The 14234-nt window shown below is 60.3% G+C and carries 14 protein-coding genes; 2 read left to right on the top strand and 12 right to left on the bottom strand.

The features are described from left to right. The first annotated feature begins 68 nt into the window (after nucleotides 1-68). Entirely contained in the window at nucleotides 69-959 is an 891-nt protein-coding gene (locus tag BN1188_RS10955; protein ID WP_040261526.1) for a helix-turn-helix domain-containing protein, read from the top strand. Here the strand turns inward: BN1188_RS10955 and nhaA are convergent. From nhaA to BN1188_RS10935, 4 genes are all read right to left on the bottom strand, one after another. Next, nucleotides 952-2307: a Na+/H+ antiporter NhaA gene (gene nhaA / locus BN1188_RS10950; RefSeq protein WP_040261525.1), complete on the bottom strand. Its 1356-nt coding sequence runs from the start codon at nucleotides 2305-2307 to the stop codon at nucleotides 952-954. The genes BN1188_RS10955 and nhaA overlap by 8 nt on opposite strands. A 386-nt stretch (nucleotides 2308-2693) precedes the next feature. Next, nucleotides 2694-3611, bottom strand: coding sequence for an Abi family protein (locus BN1188_RS10945; RefSeq protein ID WP_040261524.1), 918 nt, complete (start codon nucleotides 3609-3611; stop codon nucleotides 2694-2696). Between the two features lie 212 nt (nucleotides 3612-3823). Further along, nucleotides 3824-4333, bottom strand: a complete 510-nt coding sequence (locus BN1188_RS10940; RefSeq protein WP_040261523.1) for a single-stranded DNA-binding protein — start codon at nucleotides 4331-4333, stop codon at nucleotides 3824-3826. A 9-nt stretch (nucleotides 4334-4342) separates the two neighbouring features. Further along, nucleotides 4343-5737 carry an MFS transporter gene (locus BN1188_RS10935; RefSeq protein WP_040261522.1) on the bottom strand — a complete coding sequence of 465 codons (1395 nt, stop codon included), beginning with the start codon at nucleotides 5735-5737 and terminating at the stop codon, nucleotides 4343-4345. A gap of 196 nt (nucleotides 5738-5933) precedes the next feature. Between BN1188_RS10935 and uvrA the strand changes: the two genes are divergently transcribed. After that, entirely contained in the window at nucleotides 5934-8771 is a 2838-nt protein-coding gene (gene uvrA, locus BN1188_RS10930) for an excinuclease ABC subunit UvrA (protein WP_040261521.1), read from the top strand. Nucleotides 8772-8865: 94 nt separating this feature from the next. On the opposite strand, the gene bfr is transcribed toward uvrA, so the two are convergent. From bfr to rpmJ, 8 genes are all read right to left on the bottom strand, one after another. After that, on the bottom strand, nucleotides 8866-9336 hold the full coding sequence (gene bfr / locus BN1188_RS10925) for a bacterioferritin (protein ID WP_040261520.1): 471 nt from the start codon (nucleotides 9334-9336) through the stop codon (nucleotides 8866-8868). Nucleotides 9337-9495: 159 nt separating this feature from the next. Beyond that, complete coding sequence (locus BN1188_RS10920) at nucleotides 9496-10944, bottom strand: catalase (RefSeq protein ID WP_040261519.1); 1449 nt, start codon at nucleotides 10942-10944, stop codon at nucleotides 9496-9498. A gap of 168 nt (nucleotides 10945-11112) precedes the next feature. Beyond that, on the bottom strand, nucleotides 11113-11499 hold the full coding sequence (gene rplQ, locus BN1188_RS10915; RefSeq protein WP_040261518.1) for a 50S ribosomal protein L17: 387 nt from the start codon (nucleotides 11497-11499) through the stop codon (nucleotides 11113-11115). 42 nt (nucleotides 11500-11541) lie between these two features. After that, nucleotides 11542-12543, bottom strand: a complete 1002-nt coding sequence (locus BN1188_RS10910; protein WP_040261517.1) for a DNA-directed RNA polymerase subunit alpha — start codon at nucleotides 12541-12543, stop codon at nucleotides 11542-11544. A gap of 22 nt (nucleotides 12544-12565) precedes the next feature. Continuing rightward, the gene (gene rpsD / locus BN1188_RS10905) at nucleotides 12566-13186 is read right to left on the bottom strand and encodes a 30S ribosomal protein S4 (RefSeq protein WP_040261516.1); all 621 of its coding nucleotides are present in this window, start codon (nucleotides 13184-13186) and stop codon (nucleotides 12566-12568) included. An 18-nt stretch (nucleotides 13187-13204) separates the two neighbouring features. Then, the gene (gene rpsK / locus BN1188_RS10900) at nucleotides 13205-13594 is read right to left on the bottom strand and encodes a 30S ribosomal protein S11 (RefSeq protein ID WP_002555466.1); all 390 of its coding nucleotides are present in this window, start codon (nucleotides 13592-13594) and stop codon (nucleotides 13205-13207) included. A gap of 30 nt (nucleotides 13595-13624) precedes the next feature. After that, nucleotides 13625-13981, bottom strand: coding sequence for a 30S ribosomal protein S13 (gene rpsM / locus BN1188_RS10895; protein WP_040261515.1), 357 nt, complete (start codon nucleotides 13979-13981; stop codon nucleotides 13625-13627). Between the two features lie 130 nt (nucleotides 13982-14111). Continuing rightward, on the bottom strand, nucleotides 14112-14228 hold the full coding sequence (gene rpmJ / locus BN1188_RS10890; RefSeq protein ID WP_011531897.1) for a 50S ribosomal protein L36: 117 nt from the start codon (nucleotides 14226-14228) through the stop codon (nucleotides 14112-14114). Between the last annotated feature and the right edge of the window lie 6 nt (nucleotides 14229-14234).

Genomic DNA, 14234 nt, shown 5'->3' with positions numbered 1-14234 from the left:
GTCTTGTAGGCGCCTTGGCCACACTGTTAAGGTGAGGTGCCCCTCAGAACAAACCCAACAGGCCACCCATGCCGTTCAAGGTCGTGGAAACCGCTGCCGCTGATGAACAAGGCGCCGCGAATGCCGGCTGGCATCTGCACTACGCACAGATGTCGGCGGGCCAGTTCCGTGGCCGTCTGGTGGAAGCTGATCTGGCAGGCGTTCAGGTGTACGAGGAGTACATGAACACCCGCATCGAGCAGTACTACCAGGCGCCCCAGGATGCCTTGGTGTTCAGCTTCGACATGGCTGACGCCAGCCTCTATCTGTTGGACGCGAGCACCCAGAACCTATGGATTACGCCTGAAAACTATCGAGAGATCGCGGTAGTGGTTCAGCAGGACCGGCTTGGCGCGCGCCAGCTGAACCCGCTGTTCGAGGAACTGCTGTTGACGCCTTTGAGGTCCGCCCATGGTGGTCTGTTCATGCGTTGGCTCAGCGCTACCCTTGGGCAGATGGCCGAGGCGGCCGATACCGACCCCGGCGCCGCCGAGCATCTGACCCTGCAGTTGGTCGACGACTGCCTTTTCGTGCTGGAACAATCCAGCCAGGCGCAGCAGGGGTCCACCATTCGCCGGGTGCGCCAGCACCGACGCATCGTGCAGCGGGTGCAGGATCTGGTCAGCGCTTACCCCACCGAGCATTTCAGCGCGGTGCAGCTGGCCGACTGCGCGGGCGCAAGTTTCCCCCAACTGCGCATGGCCTTCGCCGAGTGCGTCGGCATGGCCCCCACGGCCTGGCTGCGCATGCGTCGCCTGAACCTGGCGCGTCAGGCACTGCTCCGGGCACGCCCAGGAGAAACTACGGTAGCCGACGTCGCCATGCGCTATTCCTTCTGGCATTTGGGCCGCTTCGCCGAAGCCTATCGCGCCCTTTTCCTGGAAAGCCCGAGCCAGACCCTGGCCGCTGGCATCAGCTGAGCGTCCGGGCCCGGCGCTTGAACATCCACAACCCGTAAGCCAGCCCCAGCGCCGCCGACACGCTGGAGGCACAGAGCACGCTCAGCTTGGCAGCGCCCAGCATCGCGGGATCGCTGAATGCCAGGCCGGCGATGAAGATTGCCATGGTGAAGCCGATGCCGGCCAACAGCCCTACCAGCGCAACGCCTGCCCAGGTAACGCCTGAAGGCAGCTCACAGAGCCTCAAGCGCACCAGGGCAAAACTGGCCAGTAGCACACCCAGCGGCTTTCCCACCACCAAGGCCAGGCCAACCCCGACCATTACGTTGAAAGCCGCGGGCGCGGTGACGTCCACGCCTTGCAGGTTCACACCGGCGTTGGCCAGGGCGAACAGTGGCATGATGCCGTAGGCCACCCAGGGGTGCAGGCGCTGCTGCACCCGCTGCACCGGTGGCAGCACCTGCCGCTGGGCCTGACTCAATTGCTTGAGCGGCGCTGCGGCCTGCTTGGGCTGCTCCTGAACCTGACGGGTCAGCTCATGGAAAGCGGCGGCCAGCATGTCCAGAGGGCTTTGGCGGGCCGGCAGGGGGCGCACCGGCGTCATCAGCCCTAGCACCACGCCCGCCAGGGTTGGGTGCACACCCAGCTTGAACAGCCCATACCACGTCAGCGTACCCGGCACCAGGTACACCCAGGCCAGGCCGATGCCCATGCGCTGCAGGGCCAGCACACCCACCAGCCCGGCCGCGGCAATGCCGAGGCCCGCATAGTCAAGGCTGGTGGTATAGAAAACGGCGATGATCAGAATGGCCACGATATCGTCGATGATGGCCAAGGCCAGCAGAAACACCCGGATGTTGTTGGGTAACGAACGGCCCAGCAACGCCAGCACCCCGACGGCGAAGGCAATATCCGTCGCGGTGGGTACCGCCCAACCATGGGCGGTAGGTTGACCGCCGTTGAGTGCCAGATAAAGACCGGCGGGCACCAGCACTCCACCCATGGCCGCGCCTATCGGTAGCGTCGCCAACTTGAGATTCGACAGGGCCCCATCATGGATCTCCTGACGGATCTCCATGCCTACGACCAGAAAGAAAATGGTCATCAGCCCATCGTTGACGAGAAAGTGCAGCGATTCGCCCAGGCTCCATTCACCCAGGGTCAACGTCAGGCGCGTATGCCAGAAGGCTTCATAGCCATGGGCCGAGCTGCCATTGGCCCAGATGAGCGCGGCCACGGCGGCGGCGACCAGCACGATGCCGCTGACCGCTTCGATATGGCTGAAGCGCTCGAGCGCAGCCAGGGCGCGGCTGGTCAGGACTTGAGGTAGCGGGATGGACTTGGAGACAGGGCGTGATTCGGAAGGCATATCGACTCCCCGCCAGCGGCCCGACCGGCGATGAGTGTTTAACCTGCACGCTGGCCCGATGCCAGGGCGCACCCCGACGGAATGATAGGGAGATGGGCCGGTTGGTGCAAATTTGTTGTGGAAGTCAGCGACAGCTGACGAATCTGGCTGCCTTCATAGCCATTCGCTAGCTGCCGCCAGCCCCCACAGCGCGCGGCGCTGCTGCTTACAAGGGCGCAGCGACTTTAGAACGGTTGTACTCACCAAAAATCGTAAACAAGTCAGATTTTCCTTGTGAGTCAACGCGTTGGTGATGAGGCATGTGTCATCCGCCCAAAAACGTAAACGCAACCAAGATTTGAAGCCCTGTTGTTTACACTTTTCCCCCAGCCTGGCGCACGCCTAAGTCAGGACCAGAATGGACGGTTCTCCCAACCTGCAACCAGGCCAAGCTCGGCCGTGGTCCGGCCTGCTTTAGCTAGGACGGACGTAGGCAGGGTCGACATCAACTGCTTGAACCGTACCTTCCAGTCGGAGGTGGGGTCGATCTTTTCGAGCAAAGCCTGGACCACAACTGCTCGTGCAAAAATGCGGCCTCGATCATTGTGGCTGGGAAACTCAGCGGCAATAGCCTTGGCATATTTCGGCGCATCTGCGGTAATCGACACGTTCCACAGCCTGCCATGGTGGGCGCACACATTACGCAGGATGGTAAGGGCTTTCAGCCAGGTCACCAGCACGGACTCGTCGTAGCCGAATCGGGCCGCCACAGTTTTGCGATGGTCCAAGTGCAGATCGCTAAACAGGCGCGATAGCTGGCCGATGGTCATCGCTTCGAGAACCGTCCACACAGGCGGTAGGGCCGGCGTGTTGTAGTTATCGTAGTAATGCTTGATGGCCGCATTTTTTTCCGGAAGGCCCAGCACCTGTTTCATGATGTCGCGATGGGCTTTGCAATCCTTGAAATGGATGGCGTCCAGGTAAAAATGACTACCGCAGGTCTTGTCCAAGGCCAAGGTGTTGATGATCGCTGCGCGGAACGCGACCTCAATGCGATCGATCGCATCCAGGAACACAAGACGTAGCCGTCGATCAAAGTCATAAAGCTGGAGGATATCGTCGAACTGAACAGTAGCAAAGAAGCGCTTTTGCGGGTCCTGCAGCGGTCGCATGTAAATCAGCAGGCGGTGATAGCCGATGAACTCCAAGGCGTGCAGGGCCTTGTCTCGCTGTCCTCGGATACCTAAGCCTTTGAGGCTAAGGCGGCGCAGCAGAACACTGGGTGGTTTCGCAGGCTTGAGGAAATAGAGGGGTGCTTGCGGCATGCCAAAGCATTCTGCGGTTACAGGGGGGCTAGAAATAACTAACCCCCTGGTGCGCAGTACGGGACAAGTCCCGCCCGAGGCGTGGGGGCTATTCTTGGGCTCAATGCTAACACGGCCCTACTGGTTGATCAAAATTTGATTAATCTGTCCAGCAACACGAGGCCAAATCAATGGCTTCGCCTCTCATGTTTACAGTTCTGAAAGCCTACACCTCAGAACGGAATATCATCATCGAAACTGTCGAAGTCATTCGACGGCTGCGGCGCTTGTTGCTGGGGCGCCGGACGGGACTGCTGCTGCGGCTGGCTTTGTGGGCGTGGTGCCTGCTGGCGAGGAGCCTGGTTGTAGTTACCGCCGCCTTGCTGATCCTGGCCCTGCGGACGGCCACCGAGCAGTTGCATGGTGCCGTTGATGTCCACGATGATTTCCGTGGTGTAGCGCTTGATACCGTCCTTTTCCCACTCGCGGGTTTGCAGCTTGCCTTCGATGTAGACCTGCGAGCCCTTGCGCAGGTACTCGCCAGCGATCTCGGCGACCTTGCCGAACAGCGACACGCGGTGCCATTCGGTGCGCTCGACCTTCTGGCCGCTTTGCTTGTCGGTCCACTGCTCGCTGGTGGCCAGGCTCAGGTTGGTCACCGCGTTGCCGTTGGGCAGGTAGCGGACTTCCGGATCCTGACCGCATGTGCCGACCAGTATGACTTTGTTAACCCCGCGGGCCATATCGTTCTCCTAGGCGTCGCACGTGCTCTGGCGCGGGTTGACCAAGGCGTCGAGAGCAGCGCGATCCACAATTTTCGTATCCAGTTTGATATAGATGGCGGCTTCCTCGGCCACCACTACAGCGTCTGTCACCCCCGGGACGGCCATGAGCCGCTCGCTCAGCCCCGCATCGCGCGCCGCTTCAGGCGACAGCGGCAGGCGCAGGCTGGTGACATAGGGTGGTTCACGCATGGTACCAGCAATAGCCATCCACAACATGAGTAATACCGCGCACCCCAGGAACACGCCACCGAGGCCGCCGTGCTGGAACATCCAGCCACCGAGGATGCCACCCAGGGCAGCGCCCAGGAACTGACTGGTGGAATACACGCCCATGGCCGTGCCCTTGCCGCCTGCCGGTGACACCTTGCTCACCAGTGACGGCAGCGAAGCTTCCAGCAGGTTGAAAGCCGTGAAGAAGACCACCGTGCCTACCACCAGCGAAACCAGGCTCTGGGCCGCGCCCCAGAAGTACAGCTCGGTAAGCGCCAGAACCGCGATGGCGCCAACCAGCACGCGCTTCATTTTGCGCTTTTTCTCGCCGTAGATAATGAACGGAACCATTGCAAAGAATGAGATGAACAAGGCGGTAAGGTACACCCACCAGTGCTGTTCCTTGGGCAGGCCGGCGCGCTCCACGTAGGCCAGGGGCAAGGCCACGAAGCTGGACATCAATATGGCATGCAGGATGAAGATGCCCGCATCCAGGCGCAGCAGGTCCGGATGCCGCAATGTGGGGCCCAACGCTTGGCGCGCCACGCCGGATTCCCGATGCTGGAGGGCGCGCGTCGAGCGCGGGACGACGAAGGCAACGATGAGCATGCCCAGCAGCGCCAGCGCGCCAGTGGTCATGAACAGGCCCTTGAGCCCGAATGCACGGGTAAGCAACGGCCCTACGACCATGGCGACAGCGAAGGACAAGCCGATGCTCATGCCGATCATGGCCATGGCTTTGGTGCGGTGCTGCTCGCGGGTGAGGTCTGAGAGCAGCGCCATGACCGCCGCGGAAATGGCACCGGCACCTTGCAGGACCCGACCAAGGATTACGCCCCAGATGCCGTCCGCCTGCGCGGCGACCAGGCTACCCAGGGCGAAGACCATCAGCCCCAGGTAGATCACAGGGAGGCGGCCGATTCGGTCGGAAATGATGCCGAAAGGAATCTGCAGTACCGCCTGGGTCAGCCCGTAGGCACCGATGGCCAGGCCGATGAGGGGCAAGGTGGCACCCGGCAGGTCCATGCCGTAGGTGGCGAGCACCGGCAGTACCATGAACATGCCCAGCATGCGGAAAGCGAACACGAGCGCCAGGCCGGCAGCGGCGCGGGTTTCGCCTCCGCTCATGCGTTCGCTGTGGAGATCTTGCATGGAATTACCTCATGTGAACCGGGCGGGATTCTACCAGTCCGATCACGTAACGGCACATTGAGTGACGCTATGCCACATGAATGGATTTTCATGGGATGCGCCACTCCTGCCCACTGGGCCTTTGTATGCCGGGAGGTACTGTTCGCCCGGCTCGCCCCGTATACTTTCGTGTTTATGCCCGCCGAGCGAGGCCGCCTTGGATAAGATCCTGATTCGTGGGGCGCGTACCCACAACCTGAAAAACATCGACCTGACCCTTCCTCGCGACAAGCTCATCGTCATCACCGGCCTCTCCGGTTCGGGCAAGTCCTCCCTGGCGTTCGATACCCTCTACGCCGAGGGCCAGCGCCGTTACGTGGAGTCGCTTTCAGCCTATGCGCGGCAGTTCCTGTCGATGATGGAAAAGCCGGACGTCGATACTATCGAAGGCCTGTCGCCAGCCATTTCCATCGAGCAGAAATCCACTTCGCACAACCCACGCTCCACCGTCGGCACCATCACCGAGATCTACGACTACCTGCGCTTGCTGTATGCGCGGGTGGGGACGCCGCGCTGCCCGGACCACGACACGCCCCTGGAAGCCCAGACCATCTCACAGATGGTGGACCTGGTGCTGGCCGAGCCGGAAGGCCGGCGGCTGATGTTGCTGGCGCCGGTGATTCGCGAGCGCAAGGGCGAACACCTGAGTGTGCTGGAAGAACTGCGGGCCCAAGGTTTCGTGCGCGCGCGCATCGACGGCAAGCCCCACGAGCTGGACGAAGCTCCGAAGCTCGACAAGCAGAAGAAGCACAGCATCGATGTGGTTGTCGACCGTTTCAAGGTACGGGCGGATCTCCAGCAGCGCCTGGCCGAATCCTTCGAGACAGCCCTGAAGCTGGCCGACGGCATCGCGCTGGTCGCTCCGATGGACGAAGGGGATACCAGCGAAGACATCATTTTCTCGGCCCGTTTCGCCTGCCCTGTCTGCGGCCATGCGATCAGCGAACTGGAACCGAAGCTGTTTTCCTTCAACAACCCGGCGGGTGCCTGCCCCACCTGCGACGGCCTCGGGGTGAAACAGTTCTTCGACCCTAAACGCCTCGTCAATGGTGAACTGACCTTGGGCGAAGGCGCCATTCGCGGCTGGGACCGGCGCAACGTCTACTATTTCCAGATGCTCGGCTCACTGGCCACTCACTACAAGTTCAGCCTGGACAAGCCCTTCGGTGAACTGCCCGCCGACAAGCAGAAGCTGCTGCTCTATGGCAGCGGCCGCGATAACGTCGATTTCCGCTACCTCAACGACCGGGGCGATATCGTCAAGCGCTCGCATCCCTTCGAGGGCATCGTGCCCAACCTCGAGCGCCGCTACCGCGAGACCGAATCCACCAGTGTTCGCGAAGACCTGGCCAAATACCTCAGTACACAGCCCTGCCCTGAATGTCGGGGCACGCGTCTGCGCCGGGAATCACGTCACGTTTGGGTAGGCGAAAAAACGCTGCCCGCGGTTACCGGCCTGCCCATCGGCGAAGCCTGGGATTACTTCGGTGGCTTGCAGCTTACCGGGCGCAAGGGGGAGATTGCTGACAAGATCCTCAAGGAGATTCGCGAGCGTCTACAGTTCCTGGTTAACGTGGGCCTCGACTACCTGACCCTGGATCGCAGCGCCGACACGCTCTCGGGCGGCGAAGCTCAGCGGATCCGTCTGGCCAGCCAGATCGGGGCCGGCCTGGTGGGGGTGATGTATATCCTCGACGAGCCCTCGATCGGCTTGCACCAGCGCGATAACGATCGGCTGCTCGCCACCCTTAACCATCTGCGTGATATCGGCAACACGGTCATCGTCGTGGAGCACGATGAAGATGCCATTCGCCTGGCGGACTTCGTGGTGGATATTGGCCCAGGGGCTGGCGTTCATGGCGGCGCCATAGTCGCGCAGGGCACACCCGATGAGGTAATGGCCCACCCGGACTCCCTGACGGGCGCATACCTGTCCGGGCGCAAGAAGATTGTCTACCCAGAGAAGCGTACACCTCGAGACAAGAAGCGCTCGTTGATGATCAAGGGCGCCCGCGGCAACAATTTGCGCAACGTCGACCTGGAGATTCCTATCGGCTTGCTTACCTGCGTCACGGGTGTGTCGGGTTCAGGCAAGTCCACGCTGATCAACAACACGCTGTTCCCCTTGAGCGCGACCGCGCTTAACGGCGCCACTACGCTGGAGGCTGCAGCCCATGACAGCATCGATGGCCTTCAGCACTTGGACAAGGTCGTGGATATCGACCAGAGCCCTATCGGCCGTACACCGCGTTCGAATCCGGCAACCTATACCGGCCTGTTCACACCTATTCGTGAACTCTTCGCCGGAGTGCCTGAGGCGCGCGCGCGCGGTTACGGCCCTGGGCGCTTCTCCTTCAACGTCAAGGGCGGTCGTTGCGAGGCTTGCCAGGGTGATGGCCTGATCAAGGTAGAGATGCATTTCCTGCCCGACATCTATGTCCCTTGCGACGTGTGCAAGAGCAAGCGCTATAACCGCGAGACCCTGGAGATTCGTTACAAGGGCAAGAGCATCGACGAGGTGCTGGAAATGACCATCGAGGAAGCCCGCGCTTTCTTCGACGCCGTTCCGGCACTCGCGCGCAAGCTTCAGACGCTCATGGATGTAGGGCTTTCCTATATCAAGCTCGGCCAGTCGGCTACCACCTTGTCAGGCGGCGAAGCGCAGCGGGTCAAGCTTTCCCGGGAGCTGTCCAAGCGTGACACGGGCAAGACGCTCTATATTCTCGACGAACCGACTACAGGCCTGCACTTCGCCGATATCCAGCAGTTGCTGGACGTACTCCATCGGCTACGCGACCACGGCAACACCGTGGTTGTGATCGAGCACAACCTGGATGTGATCAAGACCGCGGACTGGCTGGTGGACCTGGGCCCTGAGGGTGGCTCTCGTGGAGGCCAGATCATTGCCTGCGGGACGCCGGAAGAGGTATGCAAGATGCCCCAATCCTATACCGGCAAGTATCTCAAGCCGCTATTGGAGCGGGACAAGGCCTGATTTCGGCGGGGCCGCCAGTAGGACTCGCGCAAGCTAGCGAAGAGGATATTCGCCAGCTTCGCTGGCTCCTACTGGGGCGTGCGAAAACCTAGGGTCAGTTACCCATCTGCGATTGAAGGTAGTTCTGCAGGCCGATGCGCTTGATCAGGCCCAATTGCTTTTCCAGCCAGTAAGTATGGTCTTCCTCAGTATCCGATAGCTGCAGCTTGAGGATATCCCGGCTAACGTAATCACGATGTTGCTCGCACAGGGCAATGCCCTTGCAGAGCGCGGCGCGGACCTTGTACTCCAGCCGCAGGTCACTTTCCAGCATCTCGGGTACGGTGGTGCCGACGTCCAGGTCATCCGGACGCATGCGAGGCGTGCCTTCCAGCATCAGAATACGACGCATAAGAGCGTCGGCGTGACCGGCTTCTTCTTCCATCTCATGGTTGATTCGCTCGTAGAGCTTGGCGAAGCCCCAATCCTCGTACATACGAGAATGGATGAAATACTGGTCACGGGCCGCCAGTTCGCCGGTCAGTAGCGTGTTGAGGTAATCGATGACATCTGGATGACCTTGCATGGCCCACATCTCGTAACGTGCTGGAAAGGCGCTTAGTGTGAACCAATGTTAGTCCAGGGTCGATGGTGATGCGACGAAAAATCGCGAATTTCAGCCAATCGGCGCCGTACAGATGCGAAAAACCGCCCAAATGAGGGCGGTTCTTCTTTGCGTTCGCAGTTACTCGACGGTGATACTCAACGCGCGGGCAATCCCCTCCCCGTAGGCGCGGTCGACCTTGATGAAATGCTGCAGCTGCCGCTGCACTACATCCTCAGTCACGCCCTGCATGGCGCCGGCAATGTTGCTGATGAGCTGTTGCTGCTGCGCCGGGCTCATCAGCCGGAACAGGGCACCGGCCTGGCTGTAGTAGTCACTGTCGGTACGGTGATCGTAGCGGGTAGCCGCGCCACTGATGGGCAGCCCCGGCTCCGCGTAGGCCGGAACCTGCTTAGGTGCGTCGCTGTAGCTGTTGGGCTCGTAGTTGGGCCCCGCGCCACCGTTGCTGCCAAAGCGCATGGCCCCGTCGCGCTGATAGCTGTTCACCGGGCTCAGGGGCGCGTTGACCGGCAGTTGCTGGAAGTTGGTGCCGACCCGGTAGCGGTGGGCGTCGGCGTAGGCGAACACCCGGCCCTGCAGCATACGGTCCGGCGACAGGCCGACCCCCGGTATCATGTTGCTCGGACCAAAGGCGGCCTGCTCGACCTCGGCGAAGTAGTTAAGCGGATTGCGGTTCAGTTCCAGGGTGCCCACTTCGATCAGCGGGTAGTCTTTCTGCGACCACACCTTGGTAACGTCGAAGGGGTTTTCAGGGTGCTGGTTGGCTTGAGCCTCGGTCATCACCTGCAGGCATACCGTCCAGCGCGGGAAATCGCCGCGCTCGATGGCGTTGAACAGGTCACGCTGAGCATAGTCCGGGTCGGTACCGGCGATACGCGCCGCCTCGGCCGGGGCCAGGTTCTTGATGCCCTGCTGGGTCTTGTAGTGCCACTTTACCCATACCCGTTCGCCGCGGGCGTTGACCAGGCTGTAGGTATGGCTGCCGAAACCATGCATGTGGCGGTAGCCGTCCGGGATGCCACGATCACTGAAAAGAATGGTGACCTGATGAAGTGCCTCGGGCGAGTGCGACCAGAAGTCCCACATCATCTGTGCGCTTTTCAGGTTGCTTTGCGGCAGGCGCTTCTGGGTGTGGATGAAGTCAGGGAACTTGAGCGGGTCGCGGATGAAGAATACCGGGGTGTTGTTGCCCACGATGTCCCAATTGCCTTCCTCGGTGTAGAACTTCACGGCAAAGCCACGCGGGTCGCGCTCGGTATCGGCCGAACCGCGTTCACCGCCTACAGTGGAAAAGCGCAGGAAGATGGGCGTCTGCTTGCCGACTTCGCTGAAGAGCTTGGCGCAGGTGAAGCGGGTGATGTCCTGGGTGACAGTGAAGGTGCCGTAGGCACCCGAGCCCTTGGCGTGTACGCGGCGCTCAGGAATATTCTCGCGGTTGAAGTGGGCCAGTTTCTCGACCAGGTGGAAGTCGTCGAGCAGCAAGGGGCCACGCGGCCCGGCGGAACGGGAGTTCTGGTTATCGGCAACTGGCGCACCGCTGGCGGTGGTCAGGGTCTTGGTATCGCTCATGGCGGTCTCCATCTGTGGCGCTAGCCTGGAACGGCTTGATGGGACTAATTATCAAGTGCATGAGCGAAGCGGGCTAATTTATTAATCTGAGCCTATCAATAGAAAATCGCTAAAGACTAGACAACAAAAAACCGAGCCTAAGCTCGGTTTCTTGTGAATCGAAAAGGCTTATTCAGCCGCTTCGACAACGCCAGCAACCGGACGGTCAACCAGCTCAACATAGGCCATAGGCGCGTTGTCCCCAGCGCGGAAGCCGCACTTGAGGATGCGCAGGTAGCCGCCTTGACGGGTGGCGTAGCGCTTGCCCAGGTCGTTGAACAGCTTGCCTACGGCAGACTTCGAACGGGTACGGTCGAAAGCCAGACGACGGTTGGCAACGCTGTCTTCCTTGGCCAGGGTGATCAGCGGCTCGGCAACGCGGCGCAGTTCCTTGGCTTTCGGCAGGGTGGTTTTGATCAGCTCGTGTTCGAAGAGCGACACCGCCATGTTTTGGAACATGGCCTTGCGGTGCGCGCTGGTGCGGCTCAGGTGACGACCACTTTTACGATGACGCATGGTTCATTCCTTACCAAACTCTACGTTCGGTGATTACGACGATCAGGCCGTAGCCTTATCGTCCTTCTTAAGACTTGCAGGCGGCCAGTTATCGAGGCGCATGCCGAGGGAAAGACCGCGGGAGGCCAAGACGTCCTTGATTTCAGTCAGGGACTTCTTGCCCAGGTTCGGAGTCTTCAACAGTTCTACTTCGGTACGCTGAATCAGGTCGCCGATGTAGTAAATGTTTTCCGCCTTAAGGCAGTTAGCCGAACGTACAGTCAACTCCAGATCGTCGACCGGGCGGAGAAGGATCGGATCAATCTCATCTTCCTGCTCGATGACGACTGGTTCGCTGTCACCCTTCAGATCGACGAACGCGGCCAGCTGCTGTTGCAGGATGGTCGCGGCACGACGGATAGCTTCTTCCGGGTCCAGGGTACCGTTGGTTTCCAGGTCGATGACCAGCTTGTCCAGGTTGGTGCGCTGCTCGACACGGGCGTTTTCCACCACGTAAGCGATACGACGCACCGGGCTGAACGAGGCATCCAGCTGCAAGCGACCAATGCTGCGGCTTTCGTCATCGTCGCTCTGACGCGAGTCAGCCGGCTCGTAACCACGACCACGAGCTACAACGAGCTTCATGTTCAGAGCGCCATTGGACGCCAGGTTCGCGATTACGTGCTCGGGATTCACGATCTCGACATCATGATCCAGCTGAATATCGGCAGCGGTAACCACCCCCGAACCTTTTTTGGACAAGGTCAGCGTAACTTCGTCACGACCGTGCAGCTTGATGGCCAGACCTTTGAGGTTGAGCAGGATTTCAATGACGTCTTCCTGAACACCTTCAATGGCGCTGTACTCATGGAGCACACCGTCGATCTCGGCTTCTACGACTGCACAGCCAGGCATGGAGGACAACAGGATGCGACGCAGCGCGTTGCCCAGGGTGTGGCCAAAGCCACGCTCGAGTGGCTCGAGCGTGATCTTGGCGCGGGTTGGGCTGACGACCTGCACATCAATATGGCGGGGCGTCAGAAACTCATTTACCGAAATCTGCATGGATGCACCTACTTTCTAGCCCTTACTTGGAGTAGAGCTCGACGATCAGGTTTTCGTTGATGTCGGCGGAGAGGTCGCTGCGAGCCGGAACACTCTTGAAAGTGCCGGACTTCTTCTCAGCGTCTACTTCAACCCACTCAACGCGGCCACGCTGGGCACACAGCTCAAGGGCTTGAGCGATGCGCAGCTGGTTTTTCGCCTTTTCGCGAACTGCAACCACGTCACCTGCACGAACCTGGAAGGACGGGACGTTTACAGTCTTGCCGTTAACCGAGATCGCCTTGTGCGAAACCAGCTGACGGGATTCAGCGCGGGTAGCGCCGAAGCCCATACGGTAGACGACGTTGTCCAGACGGCACTCGAGCAGTTGCAGAAGGTTTTCGCCGGTGGCGCCCTTCTGGCTGGCAGCTTGCTTGTAGTAGCCGCTGAATTGACGCTCGAGTACACCGTAGATACGACGAACTTTTTGCTTCTCGCGCAGCTGGGTGCCGTAGTCGGACTGACGGCCACGGCGCTGACCGTGGATACCCGGGGCTGCTTCGATGTTGCACTTAGATTCCAGAGCGCGAACGCCGCTCTTCAGGAACAGGTCGGTGCCTTCACGACGAGACAGTTTGCATTTTGGACCAATGTAACGTGCCATTTCTTACTGTCTCCTGAATTACACGCGACGCTTCTTCGGCGGACGGCACCCGTTGTGCGGGATTGGCGTCACGTCGGTGATGCTGGCGATCTTGTAACCGCAGCCGTTCAGTGCACGAACAGCGGACTCACGACCCGGACCTGGACCCTTGACGTTCACGTCGAGGTTCTTGAGGCCGTATTCCAGGGCAGCCTGGCCAGCGCGTTCTGCAGCTACCTGAGCGGCGAACGGGGTGGACTTACGGGAGCCACGGAAACCCGAACCACCGGAGGTCGCCCAGGACAGCGCGTTACCCTGACGGTCGGTGATGGTCACGATGGTGTTGTTGAAAGACGCGTGGATATGGGCGATCCCATCGACCACTGTCTTTTTGACTTTCTTACGAGGACGAGCAGCAGGTTTTGCCATGACTAAATTCCTGTCGATTCGCTGGCGCGATTACTTGCGGATCGGCTTGCGCGGGCCCTTGCGGGTACGGGCGTTGGTCTTGGTGCGCTGACCGCGAACCGGCAGACCACGACGGTGACGCAGGCCACGATAGCAGCCCAGGTCCATCAAGCGCTTGATCTTCATGTTGATGTCACGACGCAGATCACCTTCGGTGGTGATTTTCGCGACTTCGCCACGCAGTTGTTCGATTTGCTCGTCGCTCAGATCCTTGATCTTTGCAGCCGGGTTGACACCGGCGTCCGCACAGAGCTTCTGCGCGGTAGTGCGACCAACACCGTAGATGTAGGTCAGCGAGATAACAGCATGCTTGTTATCCGGAATGTTAACGCCTGCAATACGGGCCATTCAGTGGAACTCCAATTGACAGCTACCTGCGCCCCGGAAGCCAAGAAATAGGGCGCGAGATCATAGCGCTGTAAAAACAATTAATCAACCCGACAGCACACTAGCTGCCGGGCTTAAGCACAGCTCACAATCAGCCTTGGCGCTGCTTGTGACGTGGTTCCGCGCTGCAGATCACGCGCACGATACCTTCGCGGCGGATAATCTTGCAGTTGCGGCACAGCTTTTTCACCGATGCACGAACTTTCATCACCAA

The sequence above is a fragment of the Pseudomonas massiliensis genome, from assembly GCF_000826105.1.
In the GTDB taxonomy this organism is placed as follows: Bacteria; Pseudomonadota; Gammaproteobacteria; order Pseudomonadales; family Pseudomonadaceae; genus Aquipseudomonas; species Aquipseudomonas massiliensis.
Note: the sequence above shows the minus strand (reverse complement) of the source record. Positions and strands in the feature narration are given on the sequence as shown.